The sequence below is a fragment of the Streptomyces scabichelini genome (genome assembly GCF_011045015.1).
Taxonomy (GTDB): domain Bacteria; phylum Actinomycetota; class Actinomycetes; order Streptomycetales; family Streptomycetaceae; genus Streptomyces; species Streptomyces scabichelini.
The window spans coordinates 1-13841 of record NZ_JAAKZY010000258.1 but is presented as its reverse complement, the minus strand read 5'-3'; the positions used below and the strand labels follow the sequence as shown (position 1 = coordinate 13841).

15 protein-coding genes are annotated in these 13841 nt (G+C 69.6%); 8 read left to right on the top strand and 7 right to left on the bottom strand.

The window, feature by feature from the left end; all coding sequences use genetic code 11:
• A partial coding sequence (locus G5C60_RS44230) for an ABC transporter permease (protein ID WP_241267512.1) occupies nt 1-1186 on the top strand: 1186 nt, incomplete at its 5' end.
• A 71-nt stretch (nt 1187-1257) separates the two neighbouring features.
• Here the strand turns inward: G5C60_RS44230 and G5C60_RS44225 are convergent.
• Nucleotides 1258-1662, bottom strand: a complete 405-nt coding sequence (locus tag G5C60_RS44225) for a PPOX class F420-dependent oxidoreductase (protein ID WP_165268795.1) — start codon at nt 1660-1662, stop codon at nt 1258-1260.
• 31 nt (nt 1663-1693) lie between these two features.
• Nucleotides 1694-2455: a TetR/AcrR family transcriptional regulator gene (locus G5C60_RS44220; RefSeq protein ID WP_165268793.1), complete on the bottom strand. Its 762-nt coding sequence runs from the start codon at nt 2453-2455 to the stop codon at nt 1694-1696.
• A gap of 111 nt (nt 2456-2566) precedes the next feature.
• On the opposite strand from G5C60_RS44220, the gene G5C60_RS44215 reads away from it, so the two are divergent.
• The 3 genes from G5C60_RS44215 (at nt 2567) to G5C60_RS44205 (ending at nt 4883) form a co-directional block, all read left to right on the top strand.
• Nucleotides 2567-3574 (top strand): ATP-binding cassette domain-containing protein, encoded by a 1008-nt coding sequence (locus tag G5C60_RS44215; protein WP_165268791.1) that lies wholly within the window; start codon nt 2567-2569, stop codon nt 3572-3574.
• Nucleotides 3571-4395, top strand: a complete 825-nt coding sequence (locus G5C60_RS44210; RefSeq protein ID WP_165268789.1) for an ABC transporter permease — start codon at nt 3571-3573, stop codon at nt 4393-4395. Before G5C60_RS44215 ends, G5C60_RS44210 begins: the two co-directional genes overlap by 4 nt.
• Nucleotides 4396-4586: 191 nt before the next feature.
• Nucleotides 4587-4883, top strand: a complete 297-nt coding sequence (locus G5C60_RS44205; RefSeq protein WP_165268787.1) for a hypothetical protein — start codon at nt 4587-4589, stop codon at nt 4881-4883.
• A gap of 139 nt (nt 4884-5022) precedes the next feature.
• Here the strand turns inward: G5C60_RS44205 and serC are convergent, their stop codons facing one another.
• The gene (gene serC, locus G5C60_RS44200) at nt 5023-6141 is read right to left on the bottom strand and encodes a phosphoserine transaminase (RefSeq protein WP_165268785.1); all 1119 of its coding nucleotides are present in this window, start codon (nt 6139-6141) and stop codon (nt 5023-5025) included.
• Between the two features lie 152 nt (nt 6142-6293).
• Nucleotides 6294-6656 (bottom strand): hypothetical protein, encoded by a 363-nt coding sequence (locus G5C60_RS44195; RefSeq protein WP_165268783.1) that lies wholly within the window; start codon nt 6654-6656, stop codon nt 6294-6296.
• Nucleotides 6657-6809: 153 nt separating this feature from the next.
• Here G5C60_RS44195 and G5C60_RS44190 point away from each other — a divergent pair, with 153 nt between their 5' ends.
• Entirely contained in the window at nt 6810-7799 is a 990-nt protein-coding gene (locus G5C60_RS44190) for an aldo/keto reductase (protein ID WP_165268781.1), read from the top strand.
• A gap of 191 nt (nt 7800-7990) precedes the next feature.
• On the opposite strand, the gene thpR is transcribed toward G5C60_RS44190, so the two are convergent.
• The 3 genes from thpR to G5C60_RS44175 all read right to left on the bottom strand — a co-directional run bounded on the left by thpR (nt 7991) and on the right by G5C60_RS44175 (nt 10555).
• Nucleotides 7991-8563 (bottom strand): RNA 2',3'-cyclic phosphodiesterase, encoded by a 573-nt coding sequence (thpR, locus tag G5C60_RS44185; protein ID WP_165268779.1) that lies wholly within the window; start codon nt 8561-8563, stop codon nt 7991-7993.
• Between the two features lie 102 nt (nt 8564-8665).
• Complete coding sequence (locus tag G5C60_RS44180; RefSeq protein WP_165268777.1) at nt 8666-10033, bottom strand: MFS transporter; 1368 nt, start codon at nt 10031-10033, stop codon at nt 8666-8668.
• An 84-nt stretch (nt 10034-10117) separates the two neighbouring features.
• On the bottom strand, nt 10118-10555 hold the full coding sequence (locus G5C60_RS44175; RefSeq protein WP_165268775.1) for a MarR family winged helix-turn-helix transcriptional regulator: 438 nt from the start codon (nt 10553-10555) through the stop codon (nt 10118-10120).
• A gap of 155 nt (nt 10556-10710) precedes the next feature.
• Here G5C60_RS44175 and G5C60_RS44170 point away from each other — a divergent pair, with 155 nt between their 5' ends.
• The 3 genes from G5C60_RS44170 (at nt 10711) to G5C60_RS44160 (ending at nt 13815) form a co-directional block, all read left to right on the top strand.
• Nucleotides 10711-10893: a ribbon-helix-helix protein, CopG family gene (locus G5C60_RS44170; RefSeq protein ID WP_165268773.1), complete on the top strand. Its 183-nt coding sequence runs from the start codon at nt 10711-10713 to the stop codon at nt 10891-10893.
• Nucleotides 10894-10975: 82 nt separating this feature from the next.
• Entirely contained in the window at nt 10976-11305 is a 330-nt protein-coding gene (locus G5C60_RS44165) for a DUF2530 domain-containing protein (RefSeq protein ID WP_165268771.1), read from the top strand.
• Nucleotides 11306-11418: 113 nt separating this feature from the next.
• The gene (locus G5C60_RS44160) at nt 11419-13815 is read left to right on the top strand and encodes an HAD-IC family P-type ATPase (protein ID WP_165268769.1); all 2397 of its coding nucleotides are present in this window, start codon (nt 11419-11421) and stop codon (nt 13813-13815) included.
• The last annotated feature ends 26 nt before the right edge of the window (nt 13816-13841 follow it).

Genomic DNA, 13841 nt, shown 5'->3' with positions numbered 1-13841 from the left:
CCGCCCCGCCCGACTCACCCCCACGGACGTGGTGCGCGTCGCCGGGTTCGGGCTGCGCTCGCGCCCCATGCGGGTGTTCCTGTCCGCGTTGGGCATCGCGATCGGGATCGCCGCGATGATCGGGGTCGTCGGGATCTCGACGTCCAGTGGGGAGGACCTGAACCGGAAGCTGGACGCGCTCGGTACGAATCTGCTGACCGTGGAGCCGGGGCAGTCGTTCGGCGGGGGCGATGCCCGGCTGCCGGACGAGGCGGAGGAGATGGTGCGGCGGATCGGGCCGGTCGAGTCCGTCTCGGCGGTCGGGCTGACCGACGCCAAGGTGTACCGCAACGATCACATACCGGAGGAGGAGACCGGCGGCATCGGCGTCTACGCGGCCCGCACAGGGCTGCCGGAGACGCTCGGCACCCAGATCGCCGAGGGCAGGTGGCTGAACGCCGCCAACGCCACGTACCCGGCCGTCGTCCTCGGCCCGCGCGCCGCCGAGCAGCTCGGCGTGCACGACACGGGCGCGGACGTCCAAGTGTGGCTCGGCGACCGCTGGTTCACCGTGATCGGGCTGCTCGCGCCCAACGAGCTGCTCCCCGAGACGGACTCGGCGGCGCTGGTCGGCTGGCCCGCGGCCGAGGAACTCCTCGGTTTCGACGGCCACCCGACGACCGTGTTCACCCGTGCCGACTCCGACGCGGTCACCGACGTGCAGTCCGTGCTGGGTGCCACCGCCAACCCGGAGGACCCGTCGTCCGTCGAGGTGTCCCGGCCTTCCGACGCGCTCGCCGCCAAGGAGGCCACCGACGAGACCCTGGCCGGTCTGCTGCTCGGGCTCGGTGCGGTCGCCCTGCTGGTCGGCGGGGTCGGCGTCGCCAACACCATGGTCATCTCGGTCCTGGAGCGACGCTCCGAGATCGGGCTGCGCCGCTCCATGGGGGCCACCAAGGGACAGATCCGTACGCAGTTCCTGTGCGAGTCGCTGCTGCTGTCCGCGCTCGGCGGGGCGGGCGGCGTACTGCTCGGCATCGCGGTCACGGGCGGCTACGCCTCCTACCAGGGCTGGCCTGCCGTAGTCCCCGCCTGGGCGATGGCCGGCGGCCTGGGCGCGACGCTCGTCATCGGCGGTCTCGCCGGGTTCTATCCGGCGGTACGGGCGGCCAGGTTGCCCCCGACGGAGGCGCTGGCGACGTCGTGACGGGTCCGGCCTCCCGTCTCTCTCCCCCCCCCGGGAGGCCGGACCTCACTTCTCCAGCTCACTTCTCCGGCTCACTTCTCCAGCGGGCGCACCTCGTAGTGCAGCGTCGACGTCCGCATCACCTTGTGCGTGAGCGGTACGAAGACGCCCTGAAGGAACGGGTGCTTGCGGCGCAGCAGTTTCGCCGCGTGCCTGTCCTCGTCGCTGCCGCGGTCAAGAAGCCGGGCCCGGGCGTGGATCGCCGGCCCGACGGGCGTGCCGCGCGGGGTGGCGGGGGCGAGTTCCACCTCCGGGTCGCGGCGCAGCCGCTTGACCTTCGACGCCTTGCCCGGCGTACGGAAGTACGCGTGGTCGCCCTCCACGACGAGACTCACCGGAGTGCCCACGCCCGTGCCGTCCTTCTTGTGGGTGGTGAGCAGTGCGGCCCACTGCCTGGCGAAGGGGACGAGCTCGGGGCGCGTGACGGGAATACTCATGCCTCCATAGAGGCACCGACCGCCCTGTTTGTCACCCTTTGCTGCGTCGGGCGATGAACGACTCCAGCCCGTCCAGCATGCGCTGCAGCCCGAACTCGAAGTGGTCGAAGTCGGACCCGAAGGTCTCTTCGCCGAGCGAGGCGAGGACGGGGTAGCGGCCGCTGGTCATGACTTTCTCCAGCACCGGGGCCTGGGCCGACCAGAACTCCGTGTCCGTCAGGCCCGACTTCCGTTCCGCCTCCTTCTCGTACAGCTGCGTGCGGGCGGCTCCGACGACGTACCCGTCGATCATGACGATCGCCGAGATCAGCTCGGGGTCGGACAGGCCCGTGGGCTTGATGCGGACGAGCACCTTCTCCATGCCCTCGACGGCGCTCGGGCCGAGCACCGGGCGGGACTGGTTCACCTGGAGCAGCCAGGGATGGCGGCGGTAGAGGGCGAGAGTCTCACGCGCCATGGTCTCCAGAGCCGCGCGCCAGCCCTCCCCGTAGGCGGCGTCGTCCTCGGCCGGACGCTGTACGCGGTCCAGCATCAGGTCGAGCAGTTCGCCCTTGCCGGGGACGTACCGGTACAGGGACATCGTGCCGGTGCCCAGCTCGGTGGAGAGCCGGCGCATCGAGACGGCCTCCAGGCCCTCCGCGTCCGCGATCCGGACGGCCGCTTCCACGATCCGGTCGAGCGTGAGCCCCGGCTTCGGGCCGCGACTGGGCCGACGGCCCATGTCCCACAGCAGTTCGAGGGTGCGGACGATGTCTCCGCTGCCGCTGGTGTCCGGACCCGACGTGCTCGCCATGCGCTTCAGGATAATCCCTTGGACCAAAACTGGGTACGGTGTACTCTCAATAGGGTACGGCGTACTCAGTTTTGGGTCTTGCGCCTGGGGTTTCCAACGGGAGGGGTACACATGGACGGTTACGCGGTCCGGGCCGAGGGGCTCGAGAAGAGGTACGGGGAGAAGCGCGCCCTCGACGGCTTCGACCTGGCGGTGCGGGAGGGAACCGTGCACGGCCTGCTCGGGCCGAACGGCGCGGGCAAGACCACCGCCGTCCGCATCCTGTCGACGCTCATCAGGCTCGACGGCGGGCAGGCGCGCGTGGCGGGCCTGGACGTGGCACGGCAGCCACGGGAGGTACGGGCACGGATCGGCCTCACCGGTCAGTACGCGGCCGTGGACGAGGTGCTGACGGGGCGGCAGAACCTGGAGATGTTCGGGCGGCTGTTCCACCTGGGCGGAAAGCGGGCGCGGTTGCGGGCCGGCGAACTGCTGGAGCAGTTCGACCTGGTGGACGCGGCCGGCAAGGGAGTCGCAAAGTACAGCGGAGGCATGCGGCGGCGCCTGGACCTCGCCGCCTCGATGATCCTCGCCCCGACCGTGCTGTTCCTCGACGAGCCGACCACCGGGCTCGACCCCCGCAGCCGGGGTGAGGTCTGGGACTCCGTACGGGCGCTGGTGGCGAGCGGCACGACCGTCCTGCTGACCACGCAGTACCTGGAGGAGGCCGACAAGCTCGCCTCGCACATCACCGTGATCGACCAGGGTCGCGCGATCGCCGACGACACCCCGGACGGCCTGAAGAACACGGTCGGCGGCGACCGTATCGAGGTCGTCCTGGCCGAGCGCGCCGACATCCCGCGCGTCGTGAAGGTCGTCGCCCGGGTCTCCGACGGCGAACCGGAGACGGACGAGACCGAGTTGAAGGTGCACGCGCCCGTGACCGACCGGGTGCTCGCCCTCACCGAGGTGGCGCGCACCCTCCAGGACGAGGCGGTCGCGGTCGAGGACATCGGCCTGCGCAGACCGAGCCTCGACGACGTGTTCCTGCGCCTGACGGGACACCGCACGGACGTGTCCCAGGATCAGAAGTCCCCAGATCAGAAGTCCCAGCATCAGAAGGAGGAGGCGGCGGCATGAGCACGCTCGATCTGACCACCGGGCAGAGCACCCGCGGCCGCGTCTACTGGGCTCTGGCCGACAGCTGGAACATCGTGCGCCGCGGCCTCACCCACTACCAGCGCCAACCGATCAACATCGCCTGGCAGTTGGGCTTCCCGATCCTGTCCGTCCTGCTGTACGGGTACGTCTTCGGCAGCGCGATGAAGGTGCCCGGCGGCGGGGACTACAAGGACTTCCTGATGCCGGGCATGTTCGTGATGACGATGGCCTTCGGGTTCATCAACACCGCGACGGTCGTCGTGTACGACTCCACCAACGGCGTCATCGACCGGTTCCGCTCCATGCCCATGGCGCCGTCCGCGGTCGTCGCCGGGCGGGCCGTCACCGATCTGATCGTGGCCTGCGCGGAGTTGACGATCCTGATGCTCACCGCGGTCGCCATGGGATGGCGGCCCGACGGCGGGTTCGGTTTCCTCGGGGCCTTCGCGCTGCTGCTGTGGCTGCGGTTCGCACTGATCTGGCTCGGCGTGTGGCTCGGCCTCCTGGTGCCCAACCCGGAGGCGGCGGGCGGCCTGTTCGCGGTCGCCTTCCCGCTGACCATGATCTCCAGCATCTTCGTCGCGCCCCAGCTGATGCCGGACTGGCTGGGCTTCGTGGCGGCCTGGAACCCGATCTCCTCCACCGCCGCGGCCACCCGCGAACTCTTCGGCACCCCGGTCGGCAGCGGCGACTCGTGGGTCGAGCAGCACGCGCTGCTGATGTCGGCGGTCTGGCCGCTGATCCTCACGGCGATCTTCGTACCGATCGCGGTGCGCCGCTTCCAGAAGCTGAGCCGCTGATTTCTGCGGCTTCTCCGGTACGGGAATGGGGGGCGCCCGGTGTTCGCCGGGCGCCCTCTTGAGCCGCCGGGTACCGAGGGCGAGGCCTGCGAGGGGCCCGGGCTCGTCCGATCGGCCCGCTCCGGCGTGCGGGCGGATGGCCGGGACGGTCGACTGGGAGGCTCGAGGACTCTCAGTGAAACGGAGTGATCATGGCGATCATCGCTGTGTTCGACACGCCCGGCATGACGCAGGCCCAGTACGAGGAGGGTGCGAGCAGAGTGAACCAGGGGCGCGGTCTGCCCAAAGTCAGCTCCGACTGGCCGGTGCCCGGTCTCGTCGCCCACATCGCGGGTCCGAGTCAGAACGGCTGGTTCGTGGCGGACGTCTGGGAGTCCGAGGAGGCCTTCAACCAGTTCGGCCAGATCATTCTGCCCATCCTGCGGGACCTCGGGTTCGGCGATGTGCAGCCGAAGATCGTTCCCGCCTTCAACGTCGTGACGGACTGAGCCCTCCGCCACCGCCACCGCCACCGCCACCGGAACGGCGTCGGCGAGCCGACGACGCCGAGGACGCCGACGACAAGGGGCGCCCGGCATTCACCGGGCGCCCCTCACCGTCGTACCGAAGTGAGTCGTACCGAAGTGATCAGAGCTTCTCGATCACGTAGTCGACGCACTTCGTGAGGGCCTCGATGTCCGCCGGGTCGATCGCCGGGAACATCGCGACGCGAAGCTGGTTGCGGCCGAGCTTGCGGTACGGCTCGGTGTCGACGATGCCGTTGGCGCGCAGGACCTTGGCGACGGCCGCCGCGTCGACCTCGTCCGAGAAGTCGATCGTGCCGATGACCTGGGAGCGCTTGGCCGGGTCGGTGACGAACGGGTTGGCGTACTTGAGGTCCTCGGCCCAGCCGTAGAGGGTGCGCGCGGAGGTGGCGGTGCGGCGCACCGACCAGTCCAGGCCGCCCTGGCCGTTGAGCCACTCCAGCTGATCGTTGAGTAGGAAGAGGGTGGCGAGGGCCGGGGTGTTGTACGTCTGGTTCTTGCGGGAGTTGTCGATCGCGGTGGGGAGCGAGAAGAACTCCGGCACGTGCCGCCCGCCGGCATGAATCCGCTCGGCGCGCTCGATGGCGGCCGGGGAGAAGATACCGATCCACAGGCCGCCGTCCGCGGCGAAGGACTTCTGCGGGGCGAAGTAGTAGACGTCCGTCTCGGCGATGTCGACGGGGAGGCCGCCGGCGCCGCTCGTCGCGTCCACGACGACGAGGGAGCCCTCGTCGGCACCGTCGACCCGCTTGACGGGGGCTGCGACGCCCGTGGAGGTCTCGTTGTGGGTGAACGCGTAGACGTCCACGCCGGCCTCGGCCTGCGGGTCCGGGTGGGTACCCGGGTCGCTCGTGATGACGGTCGGCTCGGCCAGCCAGGGCGCGAGCTTGGCGGCCTTCGCGAACTTGGACGAGAACTCGCCGAAGCTCAGGTGCTGCGACTTGTTCTCGATGAGCCCGTGGGTCGCGATGTCCCAGAACGCGGTGGAGCCGCCGTTGCCGAGGATGACCTCGTACCCCTCGGGGAGGGAGAAGAGGTCGCGCACGCCCTCGCGGACCTTCCCGACGAGGTTCTTGACGGGTGCCTGCCGGTGGGAGGTGCCCATGAGAGACGTACCGGTGGCGGCCAGCGCGTCCAGCGCCTCCGTCCGCACCTTGGAGGGGCCCGAGCCGAATCGTCCGTCGGCGGGCTTGATGTCAGCGGGAATCTGGATCTCAGCCACGACGGGAGCCTAGCCGTTCCCGGAAACCTGGGCGAAACGTCGTCCGTCGGGTGAGACGGGGCGTGGTCACCCCGTCACCCGGTCACCGGTGAACCCCGGCGCGAGGCGAACGCGCCGGGGTTCGACGAAAGGCTCGGACAGGCCGGGACAGGTCAGTAGCGCGTGGGGAAAAGCTGGAGCTTGGCCTTGCTGCCGGAAACCGACTTCACCCAGACCTTGAGATTGTTGAACTGGACGGTCCCGCCCGGGCTGGTGCTGCCGGTGAGTGCCCCGCCGGCGGCCGACATCCGCACGGTCCGGGAGCTGATGCTGGTGATCTTCAACTTCCCGAACCCGAACTTGCTGCTGTTGACGTTGATGGTCTTGGGCGCCGACACGGTGGTCTTGCACCGCCCGTCGTAGCAGGGCCCGGGTGCGGCGGACGCCACCGGCGCCATGAGGCCGAAGCCGAGTGCGCCCGCCGTGGTCAGCGTGAGGGCAGTGGTCGCGGCTCGCCGGCGCATACCGGTACTCATCAGTTGAACCTCCTGATAGGGGGATTCCCGCCCGGCATTTGTAAGCCGCCGGTCCTGGGACCCCTCCCGAAGAGGCGCCCGCCCACGCGGTCGACACCGCTCCCCCGCCCCGGGCTTGCCTAGAGCTCACTCCACGCTCTTGGCTTAGCAGTCATGAAGTACACACAGCTCGGACGCACAGGACTCAAGGTCAGCAGGATCGTTCTCGGGACGATGAACTTCGGTCCGCTGACCGACGAAGCGGACAGCCACACGATCATGGATGCCGCGCTGGACGCGGGCATCAACTACTTCGACACCGCCAACGTGTACGGCTGGGGCGAGAACAAGGGCCGTACGGAGTCGATCGTCGGCAGCTGGTTCGCCAAGGGCGGCGAGCGGCGGGACAAGACCGTGCTGGCCACCAAGGTGTACGGGAACATGGCCGGTGACGGCGCCGCCTGGCCCAACCACGACAAGCTCTCCGCGCTCAACATCCGGCGGGCGGTGGAGGCCAGCCTGAAGCGCCTCCAGACGGACTACATCGACATCTACCAGTTCCACCACATCGACCGTCAGACCCCCTTCGAGGAGATCTGGCAGGCCATCGACGTCCTCGTGCAGCAGGGCAAGATCCTGTACGCGGGGTCCTCCAACTTCCCCGGCTACAAGATCGCCCAGGCCAACGAGACCGCCGCCAGGCGCGGCTCGTACGGCCTCGTCAGCGAGCAGTGCCTCTACAACCTCGCCGAGCGCAGCGCCGAGATGGAGGTCATCCCGGCCGCGCAGGACTACGGTCTGGGCGTCATCCCCTGGTCCCCGCTGCACGGCGGTCTGCTGGGAGGCGTCATCAAGAAGGAGGTCGAGGGCGGTCGCCGCGCCTCCGGCCGGGCCGCCGACGCCCTCGCCACCCCCTCCACACGCGCGCAGATCCAGGCGTACGAGGACCTGCTCGACAAGCACGGCCTTGAGCCCGGCGAGGCCGCCCTGGCCTGGCTGCTGACCCGCCCGGGCGTGACGGGCCCGATCGTCGGCCCCCGCACCGCCGGACAACTCGACTCCGCGCTGAAGGCAGTCGAGCTGGAGCTCAGCGAGGAACTCCTGACCGGCCTCGACGAGATCTTCCCGGGTCCGGGACCGTCACCGGAGTCCTTCGCCTGGTAGCGATGTCTGGCAGTGATGCCCGCAGGGGCGTCCCTTTGGGGCGCCCCGAAGGGACGCCGGAGCGCGGTGGCGGCGGGCTACTTGCCGAGCGCTGCCGCCAGCGCCACCACGACGAACATCAGCACAAGTACACCGGCCATGATCCGGTTACGGGTCTTCGGGTCCACGTGGTCGAGCCTAACCGGACGGCCTCAGGCCCCTGAGCCGAGGGCCCACCGGGCGAACGTCTCGTAGCGGGGCTGTTCCCCCGGGACACCCGAGCCGGGCAGATTGCTGCGGACGAGGCGGAGGTCGCCCACGGTCCACGTCCGTCCGGCGAAGTCGTGCAGCAGGGCGGCGTACGGCGCGAAGTCGGCGGAGCCCCGGCTCCGGGCCAGCGTGAGGTGCGGGTGGTAACCGTGGTGCTGCTCCCCCATCGGTACGCCCGCCTTCCGGCCCGCCGCCTCGGCCCGTTCCGCGAGCCGGCGCATCGTACCGACGTCGCCCGTCGTCCCCACCCACAGCACCCGGCCCCCGAACCGGCCCCCGCCCCGCAGCGCCAGCTCAAAGGGATCCGTCCGTCGCGCCGCCCGCTCCAGCCGGGCCGACAGCTCCGGTACGAGCTCGTCGGCGACCTCTCCGTAGAACGCGAGCGTGAAGTGCCAGCCGGGCCGGCCCGTCCAGCGCAGCCCGTGGGCATCGGGCAGCTTCTTCAACTCGGCCACCGCCGAGGCGAGTTCGGCGGTCGCGTCCTCCGGCGGCAGCACGGCGGCGAAAAGTCTCATGGGGCCAGTCTCCCCGCTGTGCGCCTTCGCGCCGGAGCGTGACGCGGTCACCGTGCGTATCCCGCGACTGACGGCCGACGAACGGCCGAGGCGCCCCACGCCCTACACCACCGTCGCCAACTCCCGCTCCCGCTCCCCCTCCCGCGGCACGAAGCGGACCCGCGGATGGCCGTGGTGCCAGCCCACCGACAGGCGCAGGCCGCCGACGCGGGCGAGGATCAGGCCGACCGTGGCCGCCGCCAGCAGCGAGACCAGGCCGCCGAACGCGAAGCCGACACGGACGCCGTACGTGTCGGTGGCCCAGCCGACGATGGGCGCCCCCAGCGGCGTACCGCCGACGAAGACCATCATGAACAGGCTCATGACGCGGCCGCGCATGGCGGGGTCGGTGGCCATCTGGACGCTGGCGTTGGCGGTCGTGTTGACCGTCAGGGCCGCCATGCCGGTGGGGATCATGAGCAGGGCGAAGAGCCAGTACGCCGGGGCCAGCGCCGCCGCGATCTCCAGTAGGCCGAACAGCAGGGCCGCGCCCACCAGGACCCGCAGCCGCACGGAGGCACGGCGGGCGGTGAGCAGCGCTCCGGCGACCGAGCCGACCGCCATGAGCGTGTTGAGGAAGCCGTACGTACCGGCGCCCGCGTGGAAGACCTCGTCGGCGAACGCGGTGAGCCAGATGGGGAAGTTGAAGCCGAAGGTGCCGATGAAGCCTATGAGCACGATCGGCCAGATCAGTTCGGGCCGGGAGGCGACGTAGCGCAGGCCCTCCCTCAGCTGGCCCTTGCCGCGCGGCACGCGCTCCACCACGTGCAGCTCGCTCGTCCGCATGAGGAGCAGGCCGGTGATGGGGGCGAGGAAGGCGAGGCCGTTGATCAGGAAGGCCCAGCCGCTGCCGACCGTGGAGATCAGGACGCCCGCGACGGCGGGGCCGATCAGGCGGGCGGAGTGGAAGTTGGCCGAGTTGAGGCTGACGGCGTTGCGCACCTGGTCGGGGCCGACCATCTCGGAGACGAAGGTCTGCCGGGTCGGGTTGTCGACGACGGTGACCATGCCGAGCAGGAACGCGATCAGGTACACGTGCCAGACCTGCACCTGGCCGCTCAGCGTGAGCACGGCGAGCGCGAGACCGCACAGGCCGAGTGCGCCCTGGGTGAAGAACAGCATGCGGCGCTTGGGGTAGCGGTCGGCGATGACGCCGCCGTACAGGCCGAAGAGCAGCATCGGCAGGAACTGGAGCGCGGTCGTTATGCCGACCGCGGCCGAGGAGCCGGTCAGGCTCAGCACCAGCCAGTCCTGGGTGATGCGGGACATCCAGGTGCCGGTGTTGGAGACGATGGCTCCGCTGGCGAAGAGCCGGTAGTTCCGGATGCGCAGGGAGCTGAAGGTCGACGACTTGGCCGTCGTCGTGGCGGTGATCGGGGAATCGGGGGTGTTCGGTCCGGGGGCGGAAGGTGCTCCGGGTCCCGTACTCAACAGGATTCGCCTCCTTTGGCTTGACGGCTGGGGGGAGGACGTACAGGTGCGTACGACCACAGGTGCGTACGACCGCACGTACGCCTACATGTGCGCGAGCTTCTCCAGGACGGGCGCCGCCTCGCGCAGCTTGGCCCAGTCGTCCTCGTCGAGGCCGTCGACCAGTCCGGCAAGCCATACGTTCCGCTTGCGGCGGCTCTCCTCGAGCATCGCCTCGGCCCGCTCGGTCTGCGTGACGACCTTCTGGCGCCGGTCCTCGGGATGCGGCTCCAGCCTGACCAGCCCCTTGGCTTCGAGCAGGGCGACGATGCGGGTCATCGAGGGCGGCTGCACGTGTTCCTTGCGGGCGAGTTCGCCCGGGGTGGCCGTGCCGCAGCGGGCGAGGGTGCCGAGCACCGACATCTCGGTCGGGCTCAGCGACTCGTCGACCCGCTGGTGCTTGAGTCGACGCGACAGGCGCATCACGGCGGATCGCAGAGAGTTCACGGCGGCAGCGTCGTCGCCATGTGTGAGGTCAGGCATGTTCTTTAGCGTAACTCATTACTCTCGCTAAAGACCACTCGAGCGACAACTCAATGCCCGTGACTCCGGCCACGGAACCCTTCCGTCACCCATATGAGTGAGTCGGCTCCAAAAAGTGACTCATCGCGCGGCCGGCGGCGGCGACCCTCGTACGCATGGGGACCAGCGTGCTCAGCCTGCGGATAGAAGAAGAGCTGCTCGACCGGCTCCGTGACCATGCGGCGAAACGGGGAATGAGCGTCCAGGACTACGTCGTCCGGACGCTCATGCGCGATGACTTCGACGAGCGGTTCCAGACGGCGGTCGAGGAGACGGCGAAGTTCTACGGAGTCACATGAAGTTCTACGGAGTCACATGAAGTCCTACGGGGTCATACGACGGCACGGGAGAGGCGCGGGAGCACCCCCGTAAGCTGTCCTCATGGCGAAGTGGACCCCCAGGCACGAGGCACCGGAACCCCTTGAAGGGCCCGTGGTCGCCACCGTCACGGGTGGCGCGATCCTCTGGTTCGTCCTCTTCCTGGCGCAGCTTCCCTTCTATGGCTGGTTCGACGACCACGGGCATCTGTGGTGGCTGTGGACCTGCCTGGCCGGCGCCGGTCTCGGCTTGATCGGCATCTGGTACGTACGGAAGCGGGACGCTGCGATCAAGCGCGCCGCAGCCGATGCCGACGTCGACGCCAAGGCCGATACCGGGGCGGGAGCCGGGAGCGGGACCGGGGCCGATCCCACCGCCGCCGCGGCGGAGTAACCGGCGTCCCGTACAACTACGGCACCATTTCCCGGCGTTCCAGATCCTTCCGTGGTCGGATCTTTGCCGCACCCGGCGTGTGAAGCCCCAAATCGCCCCGTACCGTCGACACCATGACGCACATCGACGCGGGCGCCGAACTCGACCCTGTGCATCCCGTGCCCGGTCCCCTCACCCGGGCCAGGGGCCTGACCTCGGCCGAGGTCGCCGAGCGGGTGGCCCGGGGCGAGGTCAACGACGTACCCGTGCGCAGCAGCCGCTCCACGGTCGACATCGTCCGCGCGAACGTCTTCACCCGGTTCAACGCGATCATCGGCGTGCTCTGGGTGATCATGCTGTCCGTCGCGCCGATCCAGGACAGCCTGTTCGGCTTCGTGATCCTCGCGAACACGGGCATCGGCATCATCCAGGAGTGGCGCGCGAAGAAGACCCTGGACTCGCTCGCGGTGATCGGCGAGGCGCGGCCGACCGTACGCAGGGACGGGGCCGCGGCCGAGATCGGCACCTCCGAGATCGTACTCGGGGACCTGATCGAGATCGGGCCGGGCGACAAGATCGTCGTGGACGGCGAGTGCGTCGAGACCGACAGCCTGGAGATCGACGAGTCACTGCTCACCGGTGAGGCGGACCCGGTCGTCAAGCAGCCCGGCGACCAGGTGATGTCGGGCAGCTTCGTGGTGGCGGGCGGCGGCGCGTTCACCGCCACGAAGGTGGGGCGCGAGGCGTACGCGGCGCAGCTCGCCGAGGAGGCCAGCCGGTTCACGCTGGTCCACTCCGAGCTGCGGACCGGTATCTCCACGATCCTCAAGTACGTGACGTGGATGATGGTCCCGACAGCGATCGGCCTCATCATCAGCCAGCTCGTCGTCAAGGACAACGACTTCAAGGACTCCGTCGCGCGGACCGTGGGCGGCATCGTCCCGATGGTCCCCGAGGGTCTTGTGCTGCTGACGTCCGTCGCCTTCGCGATCGGCGTCATCCGGCTCGGCCGGAAACAGTGCCTCGTGCAGGAGCTGCCGGCCATCGAAGGGCTCGCCCGCGTCGACACCGTCTGCCTCGACAAGACGGGCACGCTGACCGAGGGCGGCATGGACGTCCGCGAGCTGCGCCCGCTGGACGGCAACGACGAGTCGTACATACGCACCGTCCTCGGCGCGCTCGGGGAGTCGGACCCGCGGCCGAACGCGTCGTTGCAGGCGATCATCGACACCTACCCGAACGGTGCGGACTGGCGGTGTCTTCAGTCGCTGCCGTTTTCGTCCGCGCGCAAGTACAGCGGGGCGTCCTTCAACGAGCGCGACGGCGAGTCCAGTACGTGGCTGCTCGGGGCCCCCGACGTACTGCTGGCCGGCGGTGACCCGGCCCTTGCCGAGACCGAGCGGCTCAACGAGGAGGGCCTGCGGGTGCTGCTGCTGGCCCGGGCCGAGCGCGAGCTTGACGACCCCGAGGTCGCCGACGGTGTGGCGCCCACCGCGCTTGTCGTCCTGGAGCAGCGGCTGCGTCCGGACGCGGCGGACACGCTGCGGTACTTCGACGAGCAGAACGTACGGGCCAAGGTCATCTCCGGCGACAACGCGGTGTCCGTGGGCGCGGTGGCCGGGAAACTGGGGCTCACAGGGAACGTCGTCGACGCCCGGCGGCTGCCCGCCGAGCAGGACGCGATGGCCGAGGCCCTGGACGCGGGCACGGTGTTCGGGCGGGTCACCCCGCAGCAGAAGCGGGACATGGTGGGCGCGCTCCAGTCGCACGGGCACACGGTGGCGATGACGGGCGACGGCGTGAACGACGTGCTGGCCCTCAAGGACGCCGACATCGGCGTCTCGATGGGCTCGGGCTCGGAGGCCACCCGGGCCGTGGCGCAGATCGTGCTCCTCAACAACAGCTTCGCGACCTTGCCCTCCGTGGTCGCGGAGGGGCGGCGGGTGATCGGCAACATCACCCGGGTCGCGACGCTCTTCCTCGTCAAGACCGTGTACTCCGTGCTGCTGGCGATCATGGTGGTGATCTCGCAGGTCGAGTATCCGTTCCTGCCCCGGCATCTGACACTGCTGTCGACTCTGACGATCGGCGTCCCGGCGTTCTTCCTCGCGCTGGCGCCGAACAAGGAGCGGGCCAGGCCGCACTTTGTGCGTCGGGTCATGCGGTACGCGATTCCGGGGGGTGCCGTCGCGGCGATGGCCACGTTCGCCACGTATCTGATCGCGCGGGAGTACTACAGCGGGCCGGGGTCCCTGGATGCGGAGACCAGTGCGGCTACGTTGACGCTCTTCCTGATCTCCATGTGGGTGCTGGCGATCATTGCGCGGCCGTACACGTGGTGGCGGATCGGTCTGGTCGCGGCCATGGGGGCGGGGTTTGTGCTGGTGCTGGTGGTGCCGTGGCTGCAGGACTTCTTTGCGTTGAAGCTTGTGGGGGCGCCTATGCCGTGGACTGCCGTCGGTGTTGCGGTGGGGGCGGCGGTCGTGCTGGAGGTCTCGTGGAGGTGGGTGGATCGGCGCTTCCCGGCTTAGCGCTCCGCGGGTTTCTTCCCCAGCCC

Bases quoted from the DNA above. Each gene is read 5' to 3' on its own strand.
- G5C60_RS44225 (WP_165268795.1), bottom strand. From the start codon at position 1,662: ATGAGTATTCCCGTCACGCGCCCCGAGCTCGTCCCCTTCGCCAGGCAG.
- G5C60_RS44220 (WP_165268793.1), bottom strand. From the start codon at position 2,455: ATGGCGAGCACGTCGGGTCCGGACACCAGCGGCAGCGGAGACATCGTC.
- G5C60_RS44215 (WP_165268791.1), top strand. From the start codon at position 2,567: ATGGACGGTTACGCGGTCCGGGCCGAGGGGCTCGAGAAGAGGTACGGG.
- G5C60_RS44210 (WP_165268789.1), top strand. From the start codon at position 3,571: ATGAGCACGCTCGATCTGACCACCGGGCAGAGCACCCGCGGCCGCGTC.
- G5C60_RS44205 (WP_165268787.1), top strand. From the start codon at position 4,587: ATGGCGATCATCGCTGTGTTCGACACGCCCGGCATGACGCAGGCCCAG.
- G5C60_RS44195 (WP_165268783.1), bottom strand. From the start codon at position 6,656: ATGAGTACCGGTATGCGCCGGCGAGCCGCGACCACTGCCCTCACGCTG.
- G5C60_RS44190 (WP_165268781.1), top strand. From the start codon at position 6,810: ATGAAGTACACACAGCTCGGACGCACAGGACTCAAGGTCAGCAGGATC.
- thpR (WP_165268779.1), bottom strand. From the start codon at position 8,563: ATGAGACTTTTCGCCGCCGTGCTGCCGCCGGAGGACGCGACCGCCGAA.
- G5C60_RS44175 (WP_165268775.1), bottom strand. From the start codon at position 10,555: ATGCCTGACCTCACACATGGCGACGACGCTGCCGCCGTGAACTCTCTG.
- G5C60_RS44170 (WP_165268773.1), top strand. From the start codon at position 10,711: ATGGGGACCAGCGTGCTCAGCCTGCGGATAGAAGAAGAGCTGCTCGAC.
- G5C60_RS44165 (WP_165268771.1), top strand. From the start codon at position 10,976: ATGGCGAAGTGGACCCCCAGGCACGAGGCACCGGAACCCCTTGAAGGG.
- G5C60_RS44160 (WP_165268769.1), top strand. From the start codon at position 11,419: ATGACGCACATCGACGCGGGCGCCGAACTCGACCCTGTGCATCCCGTG.